22 protein-coding genes are annotated in these 25,662 nt (G+C 60.1%); 12 read left to right on the top strand and 10 right to left on the bottom strand.

Annotated elements, in window-relative coordinates; genetic code table 11:
• Nucleotides 1-12 precede the first annotated feature (12 nt).
• From ACQKPC_RS04000 to ACQKPC_RS03965, 8 genes are all read left to right on the top strand, one after another.
• On the top strand, nucleotides 13-1,881 hold the full coding sequence (locus ACQKPC_RS04000) for an extracellular solute-binding protein (RefSeq protein WP_427623189.1): 1,869 nt from the start codon (nucleotides 13-15) through the stop codon (nucleotides 1,879-1,881).
• Complete coding sequence (locus ACQKPC_RS03995) at nucleotides 1,881-2,942, top strand: microcin C ABC transporter permease YejB (protein WP_008066883.1); 1,062 nt, start codon at nucleotides 1,881-1,883, stop codon at nucleotides 2,940-2,942. Before ACQKPC_RS04000 ends, ACQKPC_RS03995 begins: the two co-directional genes overlap by 1 nt.
• Nucleotides 2,942-3,964: an ABC transporter permease gene (locus ACQKPC_RS03990; protein ID WP_095055195.1), complete on the top strand. Its 1,023-nt coding sequence runs from the start codon at nucleotides 2,942-2,944 to the stop codon at nucleotides 3,962-3,964. The genes ACQKPC_RS03995 and ACQKPC_RS03990 overlap by 1 nt, the downstream gene beginning before the upstream one ends.
• A 27-nt stretch (nucleotides 3,965-3,991) precedes the next feature.
• On the top strand, nucleotides 3,992-5,566 hold the full coding sequence (locus ACQKPC_RS03985) for an ABC transporter ATP-binding protein (RefSeq protein ID WP_427623188.1): 1,575 nt from the start codon (nucleotides 3,992-3,994) through the stop codon (nucleotides 5,564-5,566).
• A 154-nt stretch (nucleotides 5,567-5,720) separates the two neighbouring features.
• Complete coding sequence (locus ACQKPC_RS03980; RefSeq protein ID WP_427623187.1) at nucleotides 5,721-7,136, top strand: sigma-54 interaction domain-containing protein; 1,416 nt, start codon at nucleotides 5,721-5,723, stop codon at nucleotides 7,134-7,136.
• A 281-nt stretch (nucleotides 7,137-7,417) separates the two neighbouring features.
• Complete coding sequence (locus ACQKPC_RS03975; RefSeq protein ID WP_427623186.1) at nucleotides 7,418-8,809, top strand: GntP family permease; 1,392 nt, start codon at nucleotides 7,418-7,420, stop codon at nucleotides 8,807-8,809.
• Nucleotides 8,810-8,816: 7 nt separating this feature from the next.
• Complete coding sequence (locus tag ACQKPC_RS03970; protein WP_427623185.1) at nucleotides 8,817-9,602, top strand: 3-hydroxybutyrate dehydrogenase; 786 nt, start codon at nucleotides 8,817-8,819, stop codon at nucleotides 9,600-9,602.
• 140 nt (nucleotides 9,603-9,742) lie between these two features.
• The gene (locus tag ACQKPC_RS03965; RefSeq protein WP_427623184.1) at nucleotides 9,743-11,698 is read left to right on the top strand and encodes an acetoacetate--CoA ligase; all 1,956 of its coding nucleotides are present in this window, start codon (nucleotides 9,743-9,745) and stop codon (nucleotides 11,696-11,698) included.
• Between the two features lie 195 nt (nucleotides 11,699-11,893).
• Here the strand turns inward: ACQKPC_RS03965 and ACQKPC_RS03960 are convergent, their stop codons facing one another.
• Complete coding sequence (locus ACQKPC_RS03960; RefSeq protein WP_192343754.1) at nucleotides 11,894-13,003, bottom strand: PilT/PilU family type 4a pilus ATPase; 1,110 nt, start codon at nucleotides 13,001-13,003, stop codon at nucleotides 11,894-11,896.
• A gap of 119 nt (nucleotides 13,004-13,122) precedes the next feature.
• Here ACQKPC_RS03960 and ACQKPC_RS03955 point away from each other — a divergent pair, with 119 nt between their 5' ends.
• Together ACQKPC_RS03955 and ACQKPC_RS03950 are read left to right on the top strand one after the other, a co-directional pair.
• Nucleotides 13,123-15,660, top strand: a complete 2,538-nt coding sequence (locus ACQKPC_RS03955; protein ID WP_427623182.1) for a PAS domain S-box protein — start codon at nucleotides 13,123-13,125, stop codon at nucleotides 15,658-15,660.
• A gap of 66 nt (nucleotides 15,661-15,726) precedes the next feature.
• Complete coding sequence (locus tag ACQKPC_RS03950) at nucleotides 15,727-16,002, top strand: peptidylprolyl isomerase (RefSeq protein ID WP_007898282.1); 276 nt, start codon at nucleotides 15,727-15,729, stop codon at nucleotides 16,000-16,002.
• A 195-nt stretch (nucleotides 16,003-16,197) separates the two neighbouring features.
• On the opposite strand, the gene ACQKPC_RS03945 is transcribed toward ACQKPC_RS03950, so the two are convergent.
• From ACQKPC_RS03945 to ACQKPC_RS03910, 8 genes are all read right to left on the bottom strand, one after another.
• On the bottom strand, nucleotides 16,198-17,133 hold the full coding sequence (locus ACQKPC_RS03945) for a sugar kinase (protein ID WP_427623181.1): 936 nt from the start codon (nucleotides 17,131-17,133) through the stop codon (nucleotides 16,198-16,200).
• A 128-nt stretch (nucleotides 17,134-17,261) separates the two neighbouring features.
• Complete coding sequence (locus ACQKPC_RS03940; protein WP_427623180.1) at nucleotides 17,262-18,479, bottom strand: amino acid deaminase; 1,218 nt, start codon at nucleotides 18,477-18,479, stop codon at nucleotides 17,262-17,264.
• Nucleotides 18,480-18,518: 39 nt separating this feature from the next.
• Complete coding sequence (locus ACQKPC_RS03935; RefSeq protein ID WP_032830034.1) at nucleotides 18,519-19,283, bottom strand: IclR family transcriptional regulator; 765 nt, start codon at nucleotides 19,281-19,283, stop codon at nucleotides 18,519-18,521.
• A gap of 156 nt (nucleotides 19,284-19,439) precedes the next feature.
• Nucleotides 19,440-19,829 carry a RidA family protein gene (locus ACQKPC_RS03930; RefSeq protein WP_007898265.1) on the bottom strand — a complete coding sequence of 130 codons (390 nt, stop codon included), beginning with the start codon at nucleotides 19,827-19,829 and terminating at the stop codon, nucleotides 19,440-19,442.
• A gap of 24 nt (nucleotides 19,830-19,853) precedes the next feature.
• Complete coding sequence (locus tag ACQKPC_RS03925) at nucleotides 19,854-20,645, bottom strand: amino acid ABC transporter ATP-binding protein (RefSeq protein ID WP_427623179.1); 792 nt, start codon at nucleotides 20,643-20,645, stop codon at nucleotides 19,854-19,856.
• Complete coding sequence (locus ACQKPC_RS03920; RefSeq protein WP_007898262.1) at nucleotides 20,642-21,304, bottom strand: amino acid ABC transporter permease; 663 nt, start codon at nucleotides 21,302-21,304, stop codon at nucleotides 20,642-20,644. Before ACQKPC_RS03920 ends, ACQKPC_RS03925 begins: the two co-directional genes overlap by 4 nt.
• A gap of 9 nt (nucleotides 21,305-21,313) precedes the next feature.
• A complete protein-coding gene (locus ACQKPC_RS03915; protein WP_427623178.1) occupies nucleotides 21,314-21,976 on the bottom strand; it encodes an amino acid ABC transporter permease in 663 nt (220 codons plus the stop codon).
• A 175-nt stretch (nucleotides 21,977-22,151) separates the two neighbouring features.
• The gene (locus ACQKPC_RS03910) at nucleotides 22,152-23,000 is read right to left on the bottom strand and encodes a transporter substrate-binding domain-containing protein (RefSeq protein WP_427623177.1); all 849 of its coding nucleotides are present in this window, start codon (nucleotides 22,998-23,000) and stop codon (nucleotides 22,152-22,154) included.
• 341 nt (nucleotides 23,001-23,341) lie between these two features.
• Here ACQKPC_RS03910 and ACQKPC_RS03905 point away from each other — a divergent pair, with 341 nt between their 5' ends.
• Complete coding sequence (locus ACQKPC_RS03905) at nucleotides 23,342-23,791, top strand: thioredoxin family protein (protein WP_427623176.1); 450 nt, start codon at nucleotides 23,342-23,344, stop codon at nucleotides 23,789-23,791.
• Between the two features lie 133 nt (nucleotides 23,792-23,924).
• On the opposite strand, the gene ACQKPC_RS03900 is transcribed toward ACQKPC_RS03905, so the two are convergent.
• Nucleotides 23,925-24,329: a MerR family transcriptional regulator gene (locus ACQKPC_RS03900; RefSeq protein ID WP_427623175.1), complete on the bottom strand. Its 405-nt coding sequence runs from the start codon at nucleotides 24,327-24,329 to the stop codon at nucleotides 23,925-23,927.
• 77 nt (nucleotides 24,330-24,406) lie between these two features.
• Between ACQKPC_RS03900 and ACQKPC_RS03895 the strand changes: the two genes are divergently transcribed.
• A complete protein-coding gene (locus tag ACQKPC_RS03895; RefSeq protein WP_427623174.1) occupies nucleotides 24,407-25,630 on the top strand; it encodes an NADH:flavin oxidoreductase/NADH oxidase family protein in 1,224 nt (407 codons plus the stop codon).
• Nucleotides 25,631-25,662: the final 32 nt, after the last annotated feature.

The raw sequence follows: 25,662 nt of genomic DNA, 5'->3' as shown, positions 1-25,662 counted from the left end.
CTAAGGCTGACAATGCGACTGGCTTTCCCCACTTTGTTGTTCACTGCCGTGGCGCTGCTATTAAGTGCCGCTGGTGTGAACGCTGCACCGCAACATGCGTTGACCGTGTACGGTGAACCGGCGAAGTATCCCGCTGGTTTCAGCCATTTCGCCTACACCAACCCGCAAGCGCCCAAGGGCGGCACGATGCGTCGCTCGGCGATGGAAATCGGTCATTTCGACCATATGCTGCCGTACATCGACAAGGGCACGGGTGTCACGCAAATCGACGGCTTGATCTACTCGCCCCTGGCCCAGCGTTCGCTGGACGAGCCCTATACCGTTTACGGCCTGGTCGCCCAACGGATGGAGCGTTCCGACGACGGACTGTCCCTGCATTTCTACCTGAATCCGAAGGCCCGTTTCGCCGACGGCAAGCCGATCACCGCCGAAGACGTGCGCTACACCTTCAACCTGCTGATGACTCAGGGCAGCCTGCGCTATCGCACGCAATTCGCCGACGTCAAAGGCGTCGAAGTGGAGTCACCACTCACCGTTCGGTTCGACTTCAAGAGCAACGAAAACCGTACCCTGCCCCTGGACCTCGCGACCTTGCCGGTATTTCCCGAGCACTGGTGGAAAACCCGCGACTTTGCCAACGGCGGTGGTTACGAGCCGCCGCTGGGCAGCGGGCCGTATCGCGTGAGCAAGGTCGACTCCGGGCGCAGCATCACCTTCGAGCGTAACGCCGACTGGTGGGGCAAGGATTTACCGGTCAGCCGTGGCCTCTACAACTTCGATCATTTCAGCATCGAGTACTTCGGCGATACCGACGTTGCCCGTCAGGTTCTGCGAGGTGGCGCCTACGACTACAACCGCGAATTCTCCGCCACCGCCTACTCCATCCTCTACGAAAGCCCGGCCCTGAGCGACGGTCGCCTGCAAAAGGCTCACTTGGCCAAAGAGGCACCGCAATCGGCCCAGGGTTTTGTGTTCAACCTGCAAAACCCGATGTTCCAGGACCGTCGCGTGCGTCAGGCCCTGGCCATGCTCTGGGATTTCGAGTGGAGCAACCGGCAGATGATGCGCGAGATGTACATCCGCCAGCAGAGCTACTTTTCCAACACCGACCTCGCTGCCCGAGAACTGCCTGACGCAGGCGAACGGGCGATTCTGGAACCCCTGCGCGGGCAGATCCCCGACGAAGTCTTCACCCAGGTCTTCGAAGCGCCGAAAACCGACGGCAGCGGCGTGATTCGCGACAAACAGTTGCAAGCACTGGGTTTGCTCGAACAAGCCGGGTGGAAACCCGATGGCGATCAATTGGTCAACGCCCAAGGTCAACCACTGAGCTTCACTTTCCTGGTCAGCCAGAACGGCATGGACCGACTGCTGTTGCCTTATAAACGCACCCTGAAACAAATCGGCATCGACCTGAATATTCGGCGCATCGACGCGTCCCAGTACGTCAACCGCCTGATGTCCCGGGACTACGACATGATCGTCACCGGCTACCCGGTCACCACCTCGCCGGGCAACGAGCTGTACAACTATTTCGGCTCGGCGGCGGCCAACGATCCCGGTTCCAACAACTATATGGTGCTGAAGAACCCGGCGGTCGATACGCTGGTCAACGGTCTGGTTCGCGCCACCACCCAGGCTGACATGCTGCGCTACGCCCATGCTCTGGACCGCGTCCTGCAATGGAACTTCTATTGGATTCCCAATTATTACCCGCCAGGCAGCTCGACCGTGTGGTGGAACCGCTTCGGCATTCCCTCTGTACAGGCGAGCAATGACGCAGCCATCGAGAGTTGGTGGGAAGTGAGCACCACGCCCCTGACTAACGAACAGATGACCGCCGAACTGATCAAACGCGGCCAACCCGGAGGGCCGCGCTGATGTGGGCTTACATACTGCGGCGTTTGCTGCTGATCATTCCGACACTGGTGATCATTCTTCTGGTCAATTTCGTCATCGTCCAGGCCGCACCCGGTGGCCCGGTGGAACAGGCCATCGCGCAGTTGCAGGGCATTGGCGGTGCGAGTGTCGGTGGCGGTTCCAGCGAAACCATGCATGGCAGTTCACGGGCCAGCCGTGGGCTCGACCCGCAGCTGATCAAGGAGATTGAAAAGCAATACGGCTTCGATAAGCCGGCCCCGGAACGCCTGTGGCTGATGCTCAAGAGCTACGCCCGCCTCGACTTCGGCAAGAGCTTTTTCCGTGGTGCCACGGTCACCGACCTGATCCTGGAAAAAATGCCGGTGACCATTTCTCTCGGGCTCTGGGCCACGTTGATCACTTATCTGGTGTCGATTCCCCTGGGCATTCGCAAGGCCGTGCATCATGGCAGCCATTTCGATATCTGGAGCAGCACCGCGATCATCATCGGTTACGCCATGCCGGCCTTCCTGTTCGCGATGTTCCTGATCGTGGTGTTCGCCGGCGGCACCTCATTGAACTGGTTCCCGGTGCGCGGCCTGGTCTCGGACAATTTCGAGTCGCTGTCGACCCTGGGCAAAATCACCGATTACTTCTGGCACCTGGTGCTACCAGTGACAGCGCTGGTGGTTGGCGGTTTCGCCACCCTGACCATCCTCACCAAGAACTCCTTCCTCAATGAAATCACTCGCCAATACGTGGTCACCGCCCGAGCCAAGGGCTTGAGCGAACGCCGGGTGCTTTACGGTCATGTGTTTCGCAACGCCATGCTGCTGGTGGTGTCAGGAATTCCGCAGGCCTTCATCAGCGTATTTTTTGCCGGCTCACTGCTGATCGAAGTGATTTTCTCCCTCGATGGCCTGGGTCGCATGAGTTACGAAGCCGCGGTTTCACGGGACTATCCGGTGGTATTCGGTTCGCTGTTCATCTTCACCTTGTTCGGCCTGCTGATAAAACTCATCGGCGACCTTTGCTACACCCTGGTCGACCCGCGTATCGACTTCGCCGCGAGGAACGCCTGATGTTCAAGCTCTCGCCGCTGGGCCGTCGCCGTTTCGACCGCTTCAAGAAAAACCGCCGGGGCTGGTGGTCGCTGTGGTTGTTTATCGGCCTGTTCCTGCTGACTCTGGGCGGCGAATTGATCGCCAACGACAAACCACTGATGGTCAGTTATCAGGGCTCGTTGTACTTCCCGGCGTTCAAGCGCCACACAGAACAGGAGTTTGGTGGGCAACTGCCGTTCCAGGCCGATTACCGCAGCGATTACGTGCAGAAGCTGATTCATAAGGACGGCGGCTGGATGTTGTTTCCTCCGATCCCGTTCAGCGACGACACGCCCAATTACGACCTCAACCAACCGGCGCCGAGCCCGCCGTCGAAGGTCAACTGGCTGGGCACTGACGATCAGGCCCGGGACGTGCTGGCCCGGGTGATTTTCGGGGCACGGGTGTCGATTCTGTTCGCGCTGGCGCTGACCTTCATCAGTGCGTTGATCGGCATCGCCGCCGGTGCGCTGCAAGGCTACTACGGCGGTTGGGTTGACCTGCTCGGCCAGCGCTTGCTGGAAGTCTGGTCGGGGCTGCCGGTGCTGTACCTGCTGATCATTCTGTCGGGCTTCGTCGAGCCGAATTTCTGGTGGCTGCTGGGGATCATGGCGCTGTTTTCCTGGCTGGCCCTGGTGGACGTGGTGCGCGCCGAGTTCCTGCGCGGGCGCAACCTCGAATACGTCAAGGCCGCCCGTGCGCTGGGCCTGACCGACCGCAAGGTGATCGTGCGGCACATTCTGCCCAACGCGATGAACGCCACCCTGAGCTATTTGCCGTTCATTTTGACCGGGGCGATTTCCACCCTCACGGCGCTGGATTTTCTCGGCTTCGGCATGCCGGCTGGCAGTGCGTCCCTGGGCGAATTGATCGGTCAGGGCAAGCAGAACCTGCAAGCACCGTGGCTGGGGCTGACGGCATTTTTCACCCTGGCGCTGATTCTTTCTCTACTGGTGTTCATCGGCGAGGCATTACGTGATGCCTTTGATCCACGCTCTTGATCGACAACCATGACACGGACTGGTGATATGACTGACAACCTGATCGAAATCCGTGACCTCAACGTGGCCTTCAGCGGCCAGACAGTGGTGCGCAACCTGTGCCTGGACATCCGCCCCGGCGAATGCCTGGCGCTAGTCGGCGAATCGGGTTCCGGCAAGTCGGTGACCGCCCACTCGATCCTGCAACTGCTGCCCGAGACCGGCACTGAAACCACCGGCAGCATTCGCTATCGCGGCCAGGAATTGATCGGCACCGACGTCAAGACCTTGCGCGAGCTGCGCGGCAACCGGATCGCGATGATCTTCCAGGAGCCGATGACCTCCCTCAATCCGCTGCACAGCGTTGAAAAGCAGATCGGCGAAACCCTGCTGCTGCACCGAGGGTTGGGCGGCAAAGCGGCGCAAGCAAGGATTCTCGAGTTGCTGCAACTGGTAGGCATCCAGAAGCCCGAAGAACGGCTCAAGGCTTATCCCCATCAACTCTCTGGCGGCCAGCGACAACGGGTGATGATCGCCATGGCCCTGGCCTGCGAACCGGAATTGCTGATCGCCGACGAGCCGACCACCGCGCTGGATGTGACGGTGCAACGCAAGATCCTGCTGCTGCTCAAATCCCTGCAACAGCGGCTCGGCATGTCGCTGCTGTTGATCAGCCACGACCTCAATCTGGTGCGCAGCATCGCCCAGCGGGTATGCGTGATGAAGGCCGGGGAAATCGTCGAACAGGCGCCTTGCGAGACACTGTTCACCGAGCCGAAACATCCTTATAGCTGCGTATTACTGCACGCCGAACCGGAAGGTGAAGCCCTGCCCCGGGACGAGCGTGAAAAAGTGCTGGAAGTGGATAATTTGCAGGTGCATTTCGCCATCGGTGGCGGCCTGTTCCAGCGTAAAACTTATCTGCGCGCGGTGGACGGCATCAGCCTGAATATTCAGCGTGGCAAGACGCTGGGCATCGTCGGCGAGTCCGGTTCGGGCAAGTCCACACTTGGTCAGGCGATCCTGCGCTTGCTCGATTCGCAAGGCAGCATTCGCTTTCAGGGCGAGGCCCTGGATGGCTTGACGCAAAAGCAGCTGCGACCGTGGCGCAAGAAGATGCAGGTGGTGTTCCAGGACCCCTTCGGCAGTCTCAGCCCGCGAATGTCCGTGGCGCAGATCATCAGTGAAGGCCTTGAGGTTCACAGCCAGTCCACCCCGGATGAATGTGAAGCCCAGGTGATCCGGGTGCTGGAAGAAGTCGGCCTCGACCCGCAGAGCCGTCATCGCTACCCGCACGAGTTCTCCGGCGGCCAACGCCAACGCATCGCCATTGCCCGCGCACTGGTACTGAAACCAGCGCTGATCCTGCTCGACGAACCGACCTCGGCGCTGGATCGCACGGTGCAAAAACAAGTGGTCGCCCTGCTCCGTCAGCTTCAGGAAAAATACGGCCTGACCTACCTGTTCATCAGTCACGACCTGGCGGTGATACGCGCCCTGGCCCACGACATGATCGTGATCAAGGACGGTAAAGTGGTGGAAAGCGGTGCCAGCCACGATGTATTCGACTCGCCGCAGCATCCGTACACCAAAGAGCTGTTGGCGGCAGCGCATCCGGGGTAGGCATAATCGGCGTCATGTCGTTGGACCGTGTCGCGGCCTTCGCGAGCAAGCCCGCTCCCACATTGGATCGCATTAACACCTCAATTCAAATGTGGGAGCGGGCTTGCTCGCGAAGACGCCCATAACAACACCACACATTCTGGATATGACACCGATGAACACCACCGAAAGCCTCAAGGACTACCAGCGCGTTCGTACCCTGGCGATCCGCTCGCTGTTCGAAATCATCGAGCAATCGAGCGAAGGCACGGTGATTGTCGATCGCGACGCGAACATCGTCTGGATGAACGAGCGTTATGCCCGGCGTTTCGGTCTCGAATCGGCCGCAGGTGCGATCGGCCGGGCCTGTGAAAGTGTGATCCCCGGCAGCCTGTTGCGTGAGGTGGTGCGCACCGGACGCCCCATCCTGCTGGACATGCAGGACACCCCCAAGGAACCGCTGGTGGTGATGCGCCTGCCGATTCACGACGATGCCGGCGCAGTGATTGGCGCTATCGGCTTTGCCCTGTTCGATGAATTGCGCAGCCTGTCGCCGATGCTCAAGCGCTACCTGAGCATGCAGGAAGAACTCGCCTCCACCCGCTCGCTGCTGCGGGCACGGCAGACCAAGTACAACTTCGCCCATTTCATCGGCACCAGCGCCGCCAGCCTGGAAGTCAAACGCCGCGCCCGGCGCAGCGCCAGTGCCGAGTCTCCGGTGTTGCTGCTGGGCGAAACCGGTACCGGCAAGGAGCTGCTGGCCCAAGCGATCCACGGCGCCTCGCCTCGGGCGCACAAAGCGTTCGTCAGCATCAACAGCGCGGCGATCCCCGAGTCGCTGCTGGAAGCCGAGTTCTTTGGCACCGCCCCCGGCGCATTCACCGGCGCCGATCGCAAGGGTCGCACCGGCAAGTTGCAAATCGCTCAGGGCGGCACGCTGTTTCTCGATGAGATCGGCGACATGCCGCTGCCGCTGCAAAGCAAGTTGCTGCGGGTGTTGCAGGAAAAGGAATTCGAGCCCGTAGGCTCCAACGAAGTGATCCAGAGCGATGTGCGAGTGATCGCGGCGACTTCCACCGATCTGGAAGCGGCGATCAAACGCGGCGAGTTTCGTGCCGATTTGTATTACCGCCTCAATGTGCTGCCGATTCAGGTTCCGCCCCTGCGTGATCGCCTCGACGACCTGCCGGCCCTCAGCGAAGCGATTCTCGAAGAGCTGCGCAGTCAGCACGAACTGAACCCCGAAGCTTTGGATTTGTTGGGTCAACACGCCTGGCCGGGGAACATCCGCGAACTGCGCAATGTTCTGGAGCGCGCGGCGTTGCTCAGTGATGATTTGATGCTGAACGTGGGGGATATCCGCGCGGCGATTGGCAGTTTTATCCCGGTGCAACGTGTGGCGCCCTTGGCCATCGAGCCGGTTGCCCATGAGACTTTCAGTGAAGCTCGCGAACGGTTTGATCGGCAGTTGATTGAGGCCGCCCTCGCGCAATGCGGTGGGAAGGTTATTGAAGCGGCGGCGCGTTTGGGGCTGGGGCGGTCGACGTTGTACAAGAAAATGGTGGCGTTGGGGATTGCTGAGTCTCCATAAAGAGACACGCATCTCTATTTGTAGATCTATTTTCAAGATCAAAAGATCGCAGCCTTCGGCCGCTCCTACGGTTATTTCTGCGTTTCCCTGTAGGAGCTGCCGAAGGCTGCGATCTTTTAAGGCGCTCAACCGTCTCCAAACAGAGACAAACATCCTCCACAACATTCAGAAAAAATATAAATCCTTTATATTTCAGCAACTTATATATCTGGCACGAAACTCGCTATAGCCCTTCCCACAAAGCTTCACCCTACAAAAATAACAATCGAAGGAGACACACCATGAGTGTGATCATTGCCTTGGCAGCCCTCACGCTGCTGATGGTGGCTGCTTACCGTGGCTACAGCGTTATCCTCTTTGCCCCGATCGCCGCCCTCGGCGCCGTCCTGCTCACCGACCCTTCCGCCGTTGCCCCCGTCTTCACCGGGGTGTTCATGGAAAAAATGGTCGGCTTCGTCAAACTGTATTTCCCGGTGTTCCTGCTCGGTGCCGTGTTCGGCAAGCTGATCGAGTTGTCGGGCTTCTCCCGCTCCATCGTCGCAGCGGCAATTCGCTTGCTCGGCACTCGCCAAGCGATGCTGGTGATCGTGCTGGTCTGCGCCCTGCTCACTTACGGCGGCGTGTCGCTGTTTGTGGTGGTATTTGCGGTCTACCCGTTTGCCGCCGAGATGTTCCGCCAGAGCAATATCCCCAAGCGCCTGATTCCGGCGACCATCGCCCTCGGCGCATTCTCGTTCACCATGGACGCCCTACCCGGCACGCCGCAGATCCAGAACATCATCCCCAGCACCTTCTTCAACACCACCGCCTGGGCCGCGCCGTGGCTGGGTGTGATCGGCACGATTTTCGTGTTCTGCGCCGGCATGCTGTTCCTGCAGAGCCAGCGCAACAAGGCCCAGCGCAGCGGTGAAGGGTATGGTTCAGCGCTGCGCAACGAGCCGGAAACCGCGCCGGACATCAAGCTGCCCAACCCGTGGATCGCGCTCTCGCCGCTGTTGATGGTGGGCTTGATGAACCTGTTGTTCACCCGCTGGATTCCGCTGTGGTACGGCAAGACTCACAGCCTCTCGTTGCCAGGCATGGCAGCACCGGTGACCACCGACATCGCCAAGTTGACGGCGATTTGGGCGGTGCAGGCGGCCTTGCTGGTAGGCATCGTCATGGTGCTGGTGTTCAGCTTTCAGACGATCCGCAGAAAGTTGGCCGAAGGCAGTAAAAGTGCGGTCAGCGGCGCGCTACTGGCGGCGATGAACACCGCGTCGGAATACGGTTTCGGTGCAGTGATCGCCTCGCTACCGGGTTTTCTGGTGCTGTCCGGCTGGCTCAAAAGCATTCCCAACCCGCTGGTCAACGAAGCGATTACCGTGACCCTGTTGGCCGGTATCACCGGTTCGGCGTCGGGTGGCATGAGCATTGCCCTGGCGGCAATGTCCGAGACATTCATCAGTGCTGCCCACGCCGCCAATATTCCGCTGGAAGTGCTGCACCGGGTCGCCGCGATGGCCAGTGGCGGCATGGACACCCTGCCGCACAACGGCGCGGTGATTACGTTGCTGGCGGTCACCGGTTTGACCCACCGCGAGGCCTACAAAGACATTTTCTGTATTACGCTGATCAAGACACTCGCTGTTTTTGTGGTGATCGGTACTTTCTACGCCACTGGCATTGTGTGAGGTATTCATGACGACTCTTTCGGGCAAGACCGCACTGGTCACCGGTTCCACCAGCGGCATCGGTCTGGGAATCGCCCTGAGCCTGGCCAAGGCTGGCGCCAACCTGATCCTCAACGGTTTCGGCGATGCGTCCAGGGTGATTGCCGAGGTGGAACAGCTCAATAATAAAAGCGGCGGCAAGGTCGGCCATCACCCCGCCGACGTCAGCGACCCGGCGCAGATTGCCGACATGATCGAGTACGCCGAGCGTGAGTTCGGCGGCGTGGATATCCTGGTCAACAACGCGGGCATCCAGCACGTGGCGGCGGTGGAAGATTTTCCGGTGGAGCGCTGGGACTCGATCATTGCGATCAATCTGTCGTCGGTGTTTCACAGTACCCGTTTGAGCTTGCCGGGGATGCGTACCAAGGGCTGGGGACGGATCATCAACATCGCGTCAGTGCATGGCCAGGTCGGTTCGGTGGGCAAGGCGGCGTACGTTGCGGCCAAGCATGGTGTGATCGGCCTGACCAAGGTGGTCGGTCTGGAAACCGCCACGACGAACGTCACCTGCAATGCCATCTGCCCGGGTTGGGTGCTGACGCCGCTGGTGCAAAAGCAGATCGATGATCGCGCCGCGACCGGGATCGACCCGCAGCAGGCGCAACATGATTTGCTGGCCGAGAAGCAGCCGTCGCTGGAATTCGTGACGCCGCCGCAGCTGGGTGAGTTGGTGCTGTTTTTATGCAGCGAAGCCGGTAGCCAGGTGCGTGGCGCGGCGTGGAATATTGATGGTGGGTGGTTGGCGCAGTAACCCGCCGCTAGCCCCCTGACACTGATCGTTCCCACGCTCTGCGCGGGAATGCAGCCCGGGACGCTCTGCGTCCCAAAGCGGACGCGGAGCGTCCATTGAGGCATTCCCACGCAGAGCGTGGGAACGAGAGAGGCCAAGCCATGTCCGACATCCTCTGGCAACCCGGCACCGAGCGCATCGGCAAGACCCGTATGGAGGCTTTCCGGCGCTTCGTCAATCAGCGACATGCCCTTGAGATCGCCGACTACCCTGCCCTGCACCAGTGGAGCATCGATCAACGCGAAGCTTTCTGGCAGGCCATCGTCGATTTCTTCGACATCCGTTTTCACGATCAGCCAGACGCGGTGCTGATTGAGGGCGCACAAATGCCCAGCGCCCAGTGGTTCCCCGGCGCCACGCTGAACTTCGCCGAGCACCTGCTACGCCGTCGTGACGATGCCGTGGCGGTAGTAGCAATCGGTGAGAGCGGCCAACGGGAACAACTGACCTGGGCCGAACTGGCGAGCCATGTCGCTGGTTTTCAAAACGGCCTGAAAGCCGCCGGTGTCGGCCTCGGCGACCGCGTGGCCGCGTGCATGCCAAACACCTGGCAAACACTAGTGGCCATGCTCGCCACCACCAGTCTGGGGGCGATCTGGTCTTGTTCCTCGCCAGATTTCGGTACTCATGGGGTGATCGACCGCTTCGGCCAGATCGAGCCGAAAGTGCTGATCACCTGCGCCGGTTACCGTTACGCCGGCAAAGAGATCGACCAGACCGCCAAGGTCAACGAAATCCTCGGGCAACTGCCGTCCTTGCAGCAGTTGATCGTTGTGCCTTACGCACGACCCCAGGCACACATTGAAGACTTCCGCAGCCAGGCCAACGTGACGCTCTGGGACGATTTCTACGACCCGGGCGGCGAGCCGCAATTCATTCCCGTGCCCTTCGCTCATCCGCTGTACATCCTCTATTCCAGCGGCACCACCGGCGTGCCGAAATGCATTGTTCACAGCACCGGCGGCGTACTGCTGCAACACGTCAAGGAACATGGGCTGCATACCGATCTTGGCCCCGGCGACCGTTTGTTCTACTACACCACGTGTGGCTGGATGATGTGGAACTGGCTGGTCTCGGCCCTGGCCGTCGACAGCGCCGTGGTGCTGTACGACGGCTCGCCATTTCATCCAGGCCCGGAGCGTTTGATCGACCTGATAGACGACGAACGCATCAACGTCTTCGGCACCAGCCCCAAGTTCCTCACCGCGCTGGAAAGCAATGGCCTGAAGCCCTGCGACAGTCATGACCTGAGCAGCCTGAAAACCGTGCTGTCCACCGGTTCCGCGCTGTCGCCGCAAAGCTTCGATTACGTCTACCGTGCGTTCAAGTCTGACCTGTGCCTGTCCTCGATGTCCGGCGGCACCGACATCGTTTCGTGCTTCGTGATCGGCAACCCGGTCCTGCCGGTGCGTCGTGGCGAAATGCAGTGCAAGGGCCTGGGCATGGCGGTCGAAGTATGGAACGACGCCGGTACGCCTGTGATCGGGGAAAAAGGCGAGCTGGTGTGCACCCGGCATTTTCCGGCCATGCCCATCGGTTTGTGGCATGACCCTGATGGGGAGAAGCTGCGAAAGTCCTATTTCAGCCTGTTCCCGGGCGTCTGGGCCCAGGGCGATTACGCCGAACAACTGCCCCACGGAGGCATGTTGATCCACGGGCGTTCCGATGCCGTGCTCAACCCCGGCGGCGTGCGCATCGGCACGGCGGAAATCTATCGTCAGGTGGAGAAAGTCCCGCAGGTGCTGGACAGCGTCGCCATCGGCCAACAATGGCAGGATGACGTGCGGGTGGTGCTGTTCGTGAAGTTGCGTGCTGGTGTCGAGCTGGACGAAGCGCTGCAACAACAGATTCGCCAGGTCATCCGCGCCAACACCACGCCGCGGCATGTGCCGGCGAAGATTGTCGCGGTGACGGATATACCGCGAACCATCAGTGGCAAGGTGGTCGAGCTGGCGGTAAGGAATGTGGTGCATGGCCAGAAGGTAAAAAACACCGATGCACTGGCCAATCCCGAGGCATTGGAGCAGTTTCGCGACCGCCCTGAATTGAGCGACTGAAACGTAGATCCACTGTGCGGGCTTATGTGGCGAGGGGGCTTGCCCCCGTTGGAGTGCGAAGCGCTCCCAAAACCAGCAGATGTGGTGCTTCAGTGAAACCGCATCGTCCGGTTTGCGACTGCTTCGCAGCCGAACGGGGGCAAGCCCCCTCGCAACACAAGCCCGCTTGTACATTTTTGATCAGCGCCGGCCCCTTCAGTCCACTAACCCCCATTCCCCCGGCGGTGCATGGGGCCCAGGCGTAGCCTCGGCGTGCATTTTCAGGCGCAGGCGCAAGTTGTTCACCGAGTCCGCATGTTTCAACGCCTCCGCCTCATCAATCGCGCCCTCGGCAAACAGCCCGAACAGCGCACCATCAAAGGTCTGCATTCCCGCTTCTGACGACTTTTCCATAATCCCCTTAAGCTCGCCAAGCTCATTGCGCCGGATCAGGTCGCCGATGGTTGGCGTTCCCAGCATCACTTCCACCGCCGCCCGGCGCTGCCCATCCCGGGTACGCACCAAACGCTGGGAAACAAAGGCCTTGAGGTTATTGCCCAGGTCATGGAGCAGTTGCGCCCGGCGTTCTTCGGGAAAGAAGTTAATCACGCGGTCCAGTGCCTGATTGGCGTTGTGCGCATGCAAAGTGGAAATGACCAGATGACCGGTATCGGCAAACGCCAGCGCGTGTTCCATAGTCTCGCGATCGCGGATCTCGCCGATCAGCACCACGTCCGGCGCCTGGCGCAGGGTATTTTTCAACGCCGCATGAAAACTGCGGGTGTCTACGCCGACCTCACGCTGGTTGATGATCGACTTCTTGTGCCGATGGATAAACTCGACCGGGTCTTCGATGGTGATGATATGGCCGCTGCTGTGACGGTTGCGGTAATCGATCAGCGCCGCCAACGAAGTCGACTTGCCCGAACCGGTCGAGCCGACGAACAATATCAGCCCCTGTTTGAGCATCACGGTTTCGAGCAACACCGGTGGCAGCTTGAGGTCTTCGAAGCGTGGAATGTCGAGTTTGATATTGCGCGCCACGATCGACACATCATTGCGCTGCTTGAAGATATTGAGCCGAAAGCGTCCGACCCCGGCCAGGGAAAGCGCCAGGTTCATTTCCAGTTCGCGATCGAACTCCAGGCGCTGTTCGGCGTCCATGATGGACGCGGCAATGGCTGCGATTTCTCCGGGCTTGAACGGTTGCTCGGCCAGGGCTTTGAGCACACCGTCAAATTTCGCGCTGGGTGGCGCGCCCGTGGACAAGTAAAGATCGGAGCCATTGCGGCTGGCCAGAATTTGCAACAGTGCATCGATTTCCATGGCAAAAAACACCCGCGAAGCATCCAATTGAAAAAATGACCCCGAACGGATCATCCAGCGTCTACCGCCATGCAAGGATAGTAGACGCCGCCACACCGACTGACACGCAGGACATTGTGATGAACGCACCACCGACCGCCAGCGACGCCCAGGCCTTGATTGCCCGACTGGACTGGACAAACAACCCGTTGGGCGCCGCTGATCACTGGCCGCAGAGCCTGCGCACCGCCGTGGACATTGTGATTCACTCGCCAATGCCGATGCTGTTGCTGTGGGGCCCACAGCTCACCCAGATCTACAACGACGGCTTCGCCTTCCTCGCCGGCAGCAAGCACCCTCACGCTTTCGGACAACCGACGCACCTGATCTGGCCAGAACTTAAAGACTTCACTGACCCGATTTACAGCGCCGTCCTACAGGGCCAGGTGCGGACCTACAGCGAACAGCGCTTCACCTTGCAGCGCGACGGGCGAGATTCCGACTTCTGGCTGGATTTGACCTACAGCCCCATTCGCAATGAAAGCGCCGAGGTCGCCGGGATTCTGGTCACGGCCATCGAAACCAACGAACGCCGTCGCATCGCCCTGGAACTCGAACAACGCTCCGCCGCCAGCCTCAAGGCCCAGCACGAAACCGAACAGCGCCTGCAACTGGCGCTGGCCGCCACCGATGCCGTCGGCACGTGGGACTGGGACATCGGCGAAGACCGTTTCATCGCCGATGCCCACTTCGCGCAATTGCATGGCGTCGATCCGGCCATGGCCAGCCAGTTGCCCATCAGCGAATACCTCCACGGCGTACACCCGGAAGACCGGGCGATGATTGCCCGCAGCATCAAGCACTGCATCACCCATGGCAGCGAGTACGCCGAGGAATATCGCTTGCTGCAGCCCGACGGCCAATTGCGCTGGGTGTTTGCCCGAGGCCGCTGCTACAAGGATCATCATGGCCGGCCGATCCGTTTCCTTGGCGCCGCACTCGACCTGACCGAACGCAAACACATCGAACAGGCCTTGCGCCAGAGCCAGACCGAGCTGCAACTGATCATCAACGCCATGCCGATCCTGATCAGTTACGTCGACAGCGAGGAGCGTTTTCGCCTCAACAATGCCGCCTACCTGGAATGGTACGGCCTGACGCCCCAGGAGCTTTACGGCCGCACCGTCCGTGAAGTGCTGGGCGACGAAGCCTATGCCCTGCGCGCCGAATACATTGCCGAAGCGCTGAAAGGCAAGGCCTGCAGTTTCAGCATCAGCGCCGCGCACCGCGATGGCAGCACCCGCCAGGCCCTGATGAACTACCTGCCGCGTCATGGCGCGGACGGCGCGGTCAATGGTTTTTACATTTTCGTGATCGACGAAACCGAGCGCAAACAGACCGAAGAAGCCCTGCGCAATCTCAACGAAACCCTTGAAGAACGCGTCAGCGCCCGCACTCAACAACTGGCCGAAGCCAACCAGCGGCTGCAGAACGAGATGTTCGAGCGCGAGCGCGCCGAAGACGCCTTGCGGCATGCGCAGAAAATGGAAGCGGTGGGACAGCTCACCGGCGGCATCGCCCATGACTTCAACAACATGCTCACCGGGATCATCGGCAGCCTCGATTTGATGCAGCGCTACATCGCCGACGGGCGTGCCGCCGAGATCGGTCGCTTCACCGAAGCCGCGGTGTCCTCGGCCCACCGCGCCGCGGCCCTGACCCATCGCCTGCTGGCGTTCTCCCGGCGTCAGTCACTGGATCGCAAGCCGCTGAATGCCAATCAGCTGGTGCATTCTCTGGAAGATTTGTTCCGCCGCACCAAGGGCGACCCTATCGAGCTCAAAATAAAACTGGCCGATGAAGTCTGGCCCGTCAGCACTGACGTCAGCCAACTGGAAAACGCCTTGCTCAACCTCGTGATCAATGCCCGGGATGCGATGCCCGAAGGTGGCGAGCTGCTGATCGAAACCGCCAACGTTCATCTTGACGGAAGTGACGTCACCCCTCTGGAACCGGTCAGGGCCGGGGATTACCTGATGATTGCCGTTACCGACAATGGCGCCGGCATGACGCCGTCAGTATTGGCCAAGGCCTTCGACCCGTTTTTCACCACTAAACCCATCGGTCAGGGCACCGGCCTTGGACTGTCGATGATCTATGGTTTCGCCCAGCAGTCGGGCGGGCATGTCAGCCTTCACAGCTTGCCGGGCCAGGGCACTAGCGTTCGTCTGTATTTGCCACGCCTGCACGTCGCGGTGCCGGAGCACACTCTGGAGCCGCTCACCGGCGAAACTCCGGCAGCGGTGGCCGGTGAAACGGTGGTGTTGGTGGAAGACGATCCGGCGGTGCGCATGCTGGTGCTCGATCTGCTCAATGAACTGGGTTATCACGCCCATGAAGCCGAAGACGCGAAGGCCGCCCTGCCCTTGCTTGAATCCGACCTGCGGGTCGATCTGCTGGTGACCGATGTCGGGCTGCCGGGCATGAATGGTCGGCAACTGGCAGAAATCGCGCGTCAGCATCGCCCGGATCTGAAGGTGCTGTTCATGACCGGTTATGCGGAGAAAGCCGCCGAACGCCAGGGGTTCCTGGAGGAAGGGATGGACATGGTGGCCAAACCTTTTTCCGTTGACCTGTTGGCCAACAAGATTCGCACGATGATCGGCCAAGCGGACTGAGTTAAGGCATAATCGCGCGCCCCACGCTGGCACCAACATAGCCACCACCGTTGCAAGGTACTGCCAATGAAAGCCCAAGCCCGCCATATTCTGGTGAAAACCTCGGAAGAAGCCGAGCAGCTCAAACAACGCATCGCCAAGGGCGAAGCCTTCGATGTGCTGGCCAAGAAATACTCCACCTGCCCGTCCGGCAAACGCGGCGGCGACCTGGGCGAAGTACGGCCCGGGCAGATGGTCGGCGTGATCGATGCCGTGATCTTCAAAAAACCACTGCGGGTGGTGCATGGGCCGATCAAGAGCAAGTTCGGCTATCACCTGGTGCAGGTGTTTTACCGGGATTGATGGGCTTGGCTTTAGGGCCCTGTGGCGAGGGGGCTTGCCCCCGTTGGGTGGCGAAGCCGCCCCAAACCTGTGACCTTGATCTACCTGACACACCGAATGCGCAGGATTTACGACTGCTTCGCAGCCGAACGGGGTGATGCGGCATTCCGACAAGCCCCCTCGCCACAAAATCGCAACAACCACAGGCATTGCATTTCAATCTTTGGGTATGAGTGCCCCCGGCACCTGAATCACCCGACTCGCCAACAGATGCCCGGCCTCGGCAGCCTCGACCGGGCTGCCACCCTTGAGCCGACACGCCAAATACGCCGCACTGAACGAATCCCCCGCCGCCGTGGTGTCCACCACCCGCTCGACCACCTGCGCCGGCACTTCGAACGACTCTCCATCGCAGTGAATCAGACACGCCTCGGCCCCGCGCTTGAGCACCACTTCCGGCGTGCCCATCTGCTCGTACGCGGCAAACACCGCCGCGCAATCGGAAAGGTGGAACAGCGCCTGCTCATCGTCAAACGTCAGCAACGCCAGGTCGATATAGGGCAGAACACTGCGATAAGCCGCCCGTGCCTCTTCAATCGAAGCCCACAAGCGTGGTCGATAATTGTTGTCGAACACGATCCGCGCATCCCGTTGCCGGGCTTCGATCAGGGTTTCCAGAAGTTTTTCCCGCCCTTGCACACCGAGCACCGCCAGGGTGATGCCGCTGAAATACAACACGTCGTAATCCGGCAGCGCCGCCAGGATCGGCGCGGCCGCCGGGGTGGTGAAGCAATCGCGCACTGCCGCTTCATTGCGCCAGTAGAGGAAACGCCGCTCGCCGGCCGCATCGGTCTGGATGCAATACAGGCCAGGCAGGCGACCGGGCAAACGCTGGACCATGTCCAGCCCGATATTTTCACTGGCCCAGCTCTGGCACATCGCATCGCTGAAACTGTCATCGCCCAGGGCGGTGACGTAATCCACCGTGCCGCCATCGCCCAGCTCACGGGCCAGGTAGACCGCCGTGTTCAGGGTATCGCCGCCGAAGCTTTGTTGCAGCGTGCCATCGGTGCGCTGCTGCAATTCGATCATGCATTCGCCGATCAGGGCGATGCGCGGGGTGTTGGGGCCGAGGGGGCTGATGCTGTTCATATTGTGGGCCTCAGGCGTTTCTGTGTTGTCTGATAGGGCCCCATCGCGAGCAGGCTCGCTCCCACAGGGAAAACGCATTCCATTGTGGGAGCGAGCCTGCTCGCGATGGCCGACCTCGGTATGGATCCTTAAAAACAGGTTTCCATGGTTTCGATGACATTCAGTTGCTCATCCACCAGACACCCGATGCGCCATTTGTCGAACGTCAGGCACGGGTGCGAAGTACCGAACGAAATGATATCGCCCACCCGCAACTCAACCCCCGGCGCCACCGTCATGAACGCGTGCTGGTCCATCACCGCCGTCACCTTGCAGGCACTCACATCCTCGCCGACCGCTGGCACCACACCGGCCTTGTAACGCAGCAACGGCACCGGCAAACCGGCGTCATAGGCGACGTCGCGTTTGCCCAGGGCGATCACCGCAAAACCCGGTTCAGGCAACGACTGCACATGCGCCCAGACTTCCAGCGCCGGACGCAAACCTTCGTGCAGGTCGCTGCGACGGTCGAGCACGCAGCATTGCGCTTCTTTGTAGATGCCATGGTCGTGAGCGACGTAGCTGCCAGGCCGCAGCACGCTGAGGAAGCGCCCGCCGGCGTTCTGCGCTTCGAAAGACTCGGCGATCAGGTCGTACCAGGCCGAACCCGACGCCGTGATGATCGGCTTGGCAATGGCGAACGCGCCGCTGTCCTGCAATTGCACCGCCAGGCGCACCAAAGAATCAGCGAACGCACGGATGCCGCTCACCGCGTGATCGCCGTGAATCACCCCTTCGTAGCCCTCGATTCCGGTCAGCGCCAATGCCGGTTGCGCCGCAATCGCCTTGGCCAGCGCCAGCACTTCGGCTTCGGTGCGGCAACCGCAACGCCCGCCGACCACGCCGTACTCGATCATCACGTTCAAGCGCACCCCGCGCGAGGCGAAATACGCGCCGAGGTCAGCGACGTTATCCGGATGATCGACCATGCAATAGAAGTCGAAGGTCGGGTCTGCCAACAGATCAGCGATCAGCGCCATGTTCGGCGTGCCGATCAATTGGTTGGCCATCAGCACCCGATGCACGCCATGGGCGTAAGCCGCGCGGGTTTGCGTGGCGCTGGCCAGAGTAATGCCCCAGGCACCGGCGTCCAGTTGGCGGCGAAACAGCGCCGGGGTCATGCTGGTTTTGCCGTGGGGCGCCAGTTCCGCGCCGCTGTTACTGACAAAATCCTGCATCCAGCGAATGTTGTGTTCCAGCGCTTCGCGGTGCAGCACCAGCGCCGGCAGGCTGACGTCGCGTACCAGGTTGGCGCCAGTGTGGGCAAAGCCCTTTTCCACGGCGGCAGTATTTTTGGCGGAATACATGGTCGATCTCCTCACACTCGCGGCCGCAGGCAGCCGCTGTTATTCGTTGATACGCCGGGCGAGACTGTTGGCACTGTCGATCAGCACCCGACGATAGTCGTTGTAATTGTTCTTTGCATCGGCCCGTGGGGCGACAATGCACAGGGTGGCGATGGCCACGCCGTTCGGGTCTTTGACCGGGGCGGCGAAGCAATGGGTAAAGGTGTCAGCGACGCTATCGAAGGAAAAGAACCCATCGATACCGGCCTGGCGAATTTCCTCGAGAAACCGCTCCAGCGGCAAACGTTCGCCGTCGGGCAGGATGAAGTCGTCCGGGTCGATCAAGTCGACAATCTGCTGATCGCTCAGGTGCGCCAGCAGCAAGCGCCCGGAAGCGGTCCAGGGGATTGGCGCGTTCTCGCCGATGTCCGAGGAAATGCGGAAATGCCGCTCGCCTTCTTTCATCAACGCCACGGTATATTTGCGCCCGTTGAGCAGGCACATCTGCGCGGTTTCACGTGTCTGGCTGACGATCTCTTGCAAGGCAAGATCAGCCTCGCGGGTCAGGTCGAAATGGCGCAAATGCGCCTGCCCGAGGAAGTACAGCTGACGACCGAGGTAAACGTGACCGTCCTTGCCCACAGGTTCAAGAATGCGCCGTTCCAATAAGGAGGCGACCAGTTCGTAGACCGTGGATTTCGGGCTGCCGATGCCGCTGGCGATTTCGTTCGGGCGCAGGGGCTGGCCGATTTCCTTGAGGAAATCGAGAATGTCGAACGCCCGGTCCAGACCGCGAGCCCGGCGCTTGATGGTGTCTTCGGTCATTTCAGTGGTTCCCATTCAAAGTCGCCGGGAGTTTACCGCTAATGATCGTTCCCACGCTCTGCGTGGGAATGCCTCAATGGACGCTCTGCGTCCGCATTGGGACGCGGAGCGTCCCGGGCTGCATTCCCACGCGGAGCGTGGGAACGATCATTAGGCTCAGGCCTTTTTCTTGTACGCGATGCAATCAATCTCGACCTTGCAATCGACCATCATGTTCGCCTGTACGCAGGCCCTCGCCGGTGCGTGTTCGCTTTTGAAGTACTCGGAGAACACCTTGTTGAAACTCCAGAAATCCCGCGGGTCTTCCAGCCACACGCCGGTACGGACCACGTCTTCGAGCCCGTAACCGGCCTCCTCCAGAATCGCGATCAGGTTTTTCATGGTCTGGTGAGTCTGCTCGACAATACCGCCCACAATGATTTCGCCATCCAGCGCCGGCACCTGGCCGGACACGTGCAGCCAGCCATCGGCTTCGACGGCGCGGGCGAAAGGACGGGGCTGGCCGCCACCGGCCGTACTACCGGTGCCGTAACGAGTAATGCTCATGAGTGTTTCTCCTGATTGAAAACGTTAAAAACGGGTGTTCTTGAGAAATTCCGCCAGACGCGGCGACTGTGGGCGTTCGAACAGTTCCTTGGGCGGCCCCTGCTCTTCGATCCGCCCTTGATTCATGAACACGATCTTGTCCGACACCTCGAAGGCAAAGCGCATTTCGTGGGTCACCAGCAGCATGGTCATGCCGTCCTCGGCCAAGCCCTTGATCACGTTCAGCACTTCGCCCACCAGCTCCGGGTCGAGGGCCGAGGTGACTTCATCGAACAGCATCAGGCTCGGGTTCATCGCAATCGCCCGGGCAATCGCCACGCGCTGTTGCTGGCCGCCAGACAACTGACCGGGGTAATGATCGCGACGTTCCAGCAGGCCAACCCGCTCCAGCCATTTTTCCGCCAGCGCCACGGCTTCATCCTTGTGCAACTTTTTGACCTTGAGCAAGCCGAGGGTGACGTTCTGCAGCGCGGTGAGGTGCGGGAACAGATTGAATTGCTGGAACGCCATGCCGGTCATGGCGCGATGGCGGGCGATGACCTTTTCCGCGTGACGCACGCGCTTGCCGTTGACCTCGTCATAGCCGATGGACTCGCCATCGAGCAGAATCTGCCCGCCCTGGAACTCTTCGAGCATGTTCACGCAGCGCAGCAGCGTGGTCTTGCCCGAGCCACTGGAGCCAATCAGCGTGACCACGTTGCCGCGCTGCAGGGTCAAGTCAACGCCCTTGAGCACTTCGAGCTGGCCGTATTGTTTGTGCAGGCCGCGGATGTCCAGCAGCGCTTGATCCTGTGTCGAAACTTGAGCTTGTATCATGGCAAAGCCACCCGCTTTTCAATGTGCCGGCCGAGTAATTCGATGGCGTAGTTGATGACGAAAAACAGCAAACCGGCGAACAGGTAAAACTCCAGGGTCATGAACGTCCGGGCGATGATCTGCTGGGTGCTGAGCAGCAACTCGGCAACACCGATCACCGACAACAGCGTCGAGGCCTTGACGATCTCGGTGGACGAGTTGACCCAGGTCGGCAAGATCTGCCGCAACGCCTGGGGCAACAACACGTAGCCCAGCGCCTGGTAAAACGTCAGGCCGATGGCCTTGCTCGCTTCCATCTGGCCACTGGGCAGCGCTTGCAATGCACCGCGCACAATCTCCGCAACGTGGGAGCCGCAAAACAGCGTCAGCCCCAAGGTACCGGCGCCGAATGCGCTGATTTGCCAGCCCAATGCCGGCGCCATGTAAAAGCAGGCCAACACCAATACAAACACCGGCGTGCCGCGAATGATGTCGACGTAAAACCGGAACGGCGCGCGCATCCAGAACGTGCCGTAGGTGAGCACCAGGCCGGCAACGATGCCGACCAGCGTGCCCAGTAAAATCGCCAGCGCCGAGCACTGCACACTGGTCAGAAAGCCTTGCCAAAGGACTTCCCGCGCCACCCATAACTCATGCAACCAACTGGGAGATTCGTACATGGGGGCCTCCTATCGGCGAATCGCCAGACGCTGTTCGAGGTAACGCAGCAGCATGGCAATGAAGTAACAGGCCGCAACATAGAGCGCTGTGGTCACCAGCCAGGTTTCGATCACCCGGTAGCTCTCGACATTGATCTTGCGCGCGTAATAGGTCAGCTCCGGTACGGCAATCGCCGCCGCCAGCGAGGTGTCCTTGAACAGCGAAATGAAGTTGTTCGACAGGGCCGGCAGCACATTGCGCAGCATCACCGGCACGGTGATGTACGCCTTGACCTGCCACTCACCGAGCCCGATGGCCAGGCCGGCTTCACGTAGCCCCTTGGGAATGCTCAACAACCCGCCGCGGAACACTTCGGTCAGGTACGCCCCGGCATACAGCGACAGGGTGATGATGAACGACGGGATCTTGTCCAGCCGAACCCCTAAGCTCGGCAACGCGAAGTAGATCAACAGGATCAACACCAGGATCGGCGTATTACGGATCACCGTCACATACACCGACGCCAGCACCCGCAATGCGCGGTGCTTTGACAGCAATGCAAACGCCATCAGCAGGCCGATCACGCAGCCGATGGCGATCGACACCAGCGCCAGCTCAAGGCCCAGACCGAGCCCCGCCAGCAAGGTGTCGAAGTCGCGCCAGACGGCGGCAAAATTCAACTGATAGTTCATGGTCAGCAGTACCTTGAACGGGGCGATTTAAAACCGCCCCGCTCCTCATTCAAAAATTGGAAACGTCGCGAGCGAAGGAAAGACAAGGCGAAAACAGACGAGAAAGCGGAGTTGACTTTAGTCAATGAGCATTTCGAGTCTGTTTTCAACGCAGTATTTCCGAGCGCAGCAGTTTTCATTTGAATTCAGCGGGGAAACCGATGGCTGGGGTCGGCAGGTCTACACCGAACCACTGCTTGAACGACGCCGCATACGTCGGGAACTCAACACCGGTCATGCTTTCATGCAGGACGGTGTTAACGAAGTTCAACCAGTCCTGATCGCCGCGCTTGACTGCACAGGAGTAGGTTTGCGGGCTCCAGGCATAAGCCGGGCTGCGATAGCGACCAGGGTTCTGCACCATCAGGTATTTCACCGACGACTGATCGGTGGCCGCCGCGTCGGCACGGCCGGAGTTCACGGCCTGATACATCAAATCCACGCTGTCGTATTGATCGACCTTGGCCTTGGGCAGTGCCTGATGCACCAGTTCCTCGGCGTACACGTTCTGCAGCACCGCCACGATAACGCCATCGCCGGCAGCTTTCAGGTCGTCGATTTCCTTGTACTTGCTGTTGGCCGGCAACAACAGGCCGACGCCTTCGCGGTAGTACGGCAGGGTGAATGCCACCTGCTGCGCACGACTGGCGGTCACGGTGATGAACTGGCAACTCATGTCGACCTTGTCGGTCAGCAGATTCGGAATCCGCGCATCGGACGACTGCACCACGAACTCGACCTTGGTCGGGTCGTTGAACAACCCTTTGGCCACCATCCGCGCGATATCAATATCAAAACCCTGCAACTTGCCATCCGCGCCCTGGAAGTGCCACGGCGCATTGGTACTGCCCGTGCCCACGATCAATTTCCCACGGGCCAGCACGCTGTCGAGTTTGCTGTCAGCCGCTTGAGCGGCACCCATGACAGCGGCCGAAGCCGCGAACAGAAAAACACACGCTTTAAACAAAGAAGGTCGGCGATGCATGGCAAGCACTCCAGAGTTGTGTTTATTCCGCTATACCGGAACATGGTATGTAACAACGGAATAGACAGCAGAAAGTGTGCCACAGGATGTGGGCGGAATATTGGGGAGTCTGGAAAGTGTTTTGAATCAGATGGATGCGCGTGAGCGCGAGAAGGCGTTACGAAACGCACAAATAAGAGAACGCTACCGTGGGACACAACGCTCGAGTACTTGCACCACATCTGAAGCCATAGCGATTCAAAATGAAGCAGAGCCCTACCTGTAATTTCTGACAGTAGACCCACCTGCTCGCCTCCTTTAACGTCAACAGGCCTTCGATTGTCTTTGAAAAGGAGATTTCAATGAGTTCGATGATTAACCCATCAACGCTGGCTCCGGCCTATCGCAAAGCCCTAAAAACCTGGCGCCCGGTGATCCTGTATTTCGGCGATAAAAACTGTTACGCCTGCGAAATGGCCGAGCCGGTTTTCCGCACGATTGCCGAGCAGTATAAGGATCATGCGCAGGTCTACATGTTGAGTACGAGCGAGTCCCCCAGGCATCCGGATGTCACTGGCACACCCACTGTGTTGTTCTACAAGGAAGGGAAGCTGCTGAAGAAGCTCAAGGGCATCGGGACTCGGGAAACCCTGGAAGAAAATTTCAAAAAACACATCGGCAAGCTCAGGCCCAAACAGGTTGCCCGCAAACCTCACCATGACTTGCCGTGGTTGCAGAAAACCCTCAGCACTTTATGCACCGCGCCTCGGGCACAGGGGATGTTGAATGTACGTTTCATGAGTCATTTTTGAATCGTCTGGGCGATCGCCTTCGCGAGCAAGCCCGCTCCCACATTTAGACCGTGTCTATCCAGACAACCCGGTCAACTGTGGGAGCGGGCTTGCTCGCGAAGCTTTTGCTCTTGATCCTGGGCAGTCATCAGAACTATTGCTTTAGCGACGCCAGCACCCGCTCGGCATTCGCACCGCACCCCATGCCCTCGGGCCGCGCCTGGATGCTCTCGATCACCTCCAGCAACTGCGCCTTGCTCTGGGCCAGGTGCAGTTGCATCGCTTCGATCTGTTCGACCTTGCGCCCAAGGCTCGCCACCAGTTCGTCGTGATTGACCTCACCCGTCGTGGCATCCGGTAGCAGCAACTTCAGCTCTTCGAGAGTGAAACCGGCCTGCTGGGCGCACTGGATGATTTTCAGGGTTTGCAATACTTGCGGCGGGTAAAGCCGATAGCCGTTGGCCTGCCGCTCGACCTGACGGATCAGGCCCTGAGCCTCGTAAAAACGAATGCGCGAGGCGTTCAACCCGCTCTGTTGCGCCAATTCACCAATCTTCATCACGGCCTCGTTTGCACGCTTGACATTAAAGTTAACTTTAAGCTTAGCCTCTACGCTTCACTGATGAGGAGTCAAGCATGTCGCCCTTCCAAGCGTTGAATTTGCCCAACGGCCAGACCATCGGCAATCGTATCGCCAAAGCCGCGATGGAAGAGAACCTCGCCGATACCGGGCAGGCGCCTTCAGGCGAGTTGTTTCGGCTGTATCAAGCCTGGGCCGACGGCGAAGCCGGGTTGTTGCTGAGCGGCAACGTGATGATCGACCGCCGCGCCATGACCGGTCCCGGTGGCGTGGTGCTGGAAGACGAGCGACACCTGGAACGCTTTCGTCAGTGGGCAACCATCGGCCGGGCCGGTGGCGCGCAGTTCTGGGTGCAACTCAATCATCCCGGCCGCCAGACCATGGCCAACCTCGGCCAGCAAGCCTGGGCACCTTCGGCGGTCGCGCTGGATCTGGGCGGGTTTTCGAAGATGTTTGCCAAACCCAAACCCATGAGCGAGAACGACATTGCAGAGGTCATTCAACGCTTCGCCACCAGCGCCGCCCTGGCGGAAAAGGCCGGTTTTACCGGGGTGCAGATCCATGCTGCGCACGGGTATCTGATCAGCCAGTTTCTCTCGCCATTGACCAATCGCCGCACCGACCGCTGGGGCGGCTCTCTGGAAAATCGCGCGCGCCTGCTGCTGGAAGTGCTCAGCGCTGTTCGCAAGTCAGTATCGCCGCAGTTTTGCGTGGCGGTGAAGCTCAATTCCGCGGACTTCCAGCGCGGCGGTTTCGACGCCGACGATGCCCGGCAAGTGATCCAGTGGCTCAATGCCCAGCAAATCGATCTGCTGGAGCTCTCTGGCGGTAGCTACGAAGCCCCGGCCATGCAGGGCGAGGCGCGCGACGGTCGAACCCTGGCGCGAGAAGCGTACTTTCTGGAAATGGCCGGCGAACTGGCCAGTGTGGCGAGCATGCCGGTCATGGTGACTGGCGGCATACGGCGACTGGCGATCGTCGAACAAGTGCTCGACAGCGGTATCGCCATGGCCGGCATCGGCACGGCCATGGCCATCGAACCGAACCTGGTCAAACGCTGGCGTGAAGGCCAGAACAGCCACCCGCAGTTGCCACCGATTCGCTGGAAACGCAAACCTCTGGCGGCGCTGGCAAACATGGCCGTGGTGAAGTTTCAGCTCCATCGATTGAGCCGCGGGCGCAAGCCTAGACCGCAAGTCTCGGCGGTATGGGCATTGATCCTCGATCAGTTGTACATCGCTCGGCGTACCCGTCAGTACCGCCAGGCGATGGGTAAATAGTCAGTTAGATGCAATCCCTGTGGGAGCGGGCT

This window comes from Pseudomonas sp. NPDC089918 (genome assembly GCF_050280605.1).
GTDB lineage: Bacteria > Pseudomonadota > Gammaproteobacteria > Pseudomonadales > Pseudomonadaceae > Aquipseudomonas.
The sequence above is the reverse complement of the archived record's forward strand: the minus strand, read 5'-3'. Positions and strand labels throughout refer to the sequence as shown.

Coding starts and splice junctions, on each gene's coding strand:
- ACQKPC_RS03895 (WP_427623174.1), top strand. CDS start 24,407: ATGTCGCCCTTCCAAGCGTTGAATTTGCCCAACGGCCAGACCATCGGC.
- ACQKPC_RS03900 (WP_427623175.1), bottom strand. CDS start 24,329: ATGAAGATTGGTGAATTGGCGCAACAGAGCGGGTTGAACGCCTCGCGC.
- ACQKPC_RS03945 (WP_427623181.1), bottom strand. CDS start 17,133: ATGAACAGCATCAGCCCCCTCGGCCCCAACACCCCGCGCATCGCCCTG.
- ACQKPC_RS03980 (WP_427623187.1), top strand. CDS start 5,721: ATGAACACCACCGAAAGCCTCAAGGACTACCAGCGCGTTCGTACCCTG.
- ACQKPC_RS03950 (WP_007898282.1), top strand. CDS start 15,727: ATGAAAGCCCAAGCCCGCCATATTCTGGTGAAAACCTCGGAAGAAGCC.
- ACQKPC_RS03960 (WP_192343754.1), bottom strand. CDS start 13,003: ATGGAAATCGATGCACTGTTGCAAATTCTGGCCAGCCGCAATGGCTCC.
- ACQKPC_RS03930 (WP_007898265.1), bottom strand. CDS start 19,829: ATGAGCATTACTCGTTACGGCACCGGTAGTACGGCCGGTGGCGGCCAG.
- ACQKPC_RS03925 (WP_427623179.1), bottom strand. CDS start 20,645: ATGATACAAGCTCAAGTTTCGACACAGGATCAAGCGCTGCTGGACATC.
- ACQKPC_RS03975 (WP_427623186.1), top strand. CDS start 7,418: ATGAGTGTGATCATTGCCTTGGCAGCCCTCACGCTGCTGATGGTGGCT.
- ACQKPC_RS03935 (WP_032830034.1), bottom strand. CDS start 19,283: ATGACCGAAGACACCATCAAGCGCCGGGCTCGCGGTCTGGACCGGGCG.
- ACQKPC_RS03940 (WP_427623180.1), bottom strand. CDS start 18,479: ATGTATTCCGCCAAAAATACTGCCGCCGTGGAAAAGGGCTTTGCCCAC.
- ACQKPC_RS04000 (WP_427623189.1), top strand. CDS start 13: ATGCGACTGGCTTTCCCCACTTTGTTGTTCACTGCCGTGGCGCTGCTA.
- ACQKPC_RS03915 (WP_427623178.1), bottom strand. CDS start 21,976: ATGAACTATCAGTTGAATTTTGCCGCCGTCTGGCGCGACTTCGACACC.
- ACQKPC_RS03970 (WP_427623185.1), top strand. CDS start 8,817: ATGACGACTCTTTCGGGCAAGACCGCACTGGTCACCGGTTCCACCAGC.
- ACQKPC_RS03965 (WP_427623184.1), top strand. CDS start 9,743: ATGTCCGACATCCTCTGGCAACCCGGCACCGAGCGCATCGGCAAGACC.
- ACQKPC_RS03910 (WP_427623177.1), bottom strand. CDS start 23,000: ATGCATCGCCGACCTTCTTTGTTTAAAGCGTGTGTTTTTCTGTTCGCG.
- ACQKPC_RS03990 (WP_095055195.1), top strand. CDS start 2,942: ATGTTCAAGCTCTCGCCGCTGGGCCGTCGCCGTTTCGACCGCTTCAAG.
- ACQKPC_RS03995 (WP_008066883.1), top strand. CDS start 1,881: ATGTGGGCTTACATACTGCGGCGTTTGCTGCTGATCATTCCGACACTG.
- ACQKPC_RS03955 (WP_427623182.1), top strand. CDS start 13,123: ATGAACGCACCACCGACCGCCAGCGACGCCCAGGCCTTGATTGCCCGA.
- ACQKPC_RS03920 (WP_007898262.1), bottom strand. CDS start 21,304: ATGTACGAATCTCCCAGTTGGTTGCATGAGTTATGGGTGGCGCGGGAA.
- ACQKPC_RS03905 (WP_427623176.1), top strand. CDS start 23,342: ATGAGTTCGATGATTAACCCATCAACGCTGGCTCCGGCCTATCGCAAA.
- ACQKPC_RS03985 (WP_427623188.1), top strand. CDS start 3,992: ATGACTGACAACCTGATCGAAATCCGTGACCTCAACGTGGCCTTCAGC.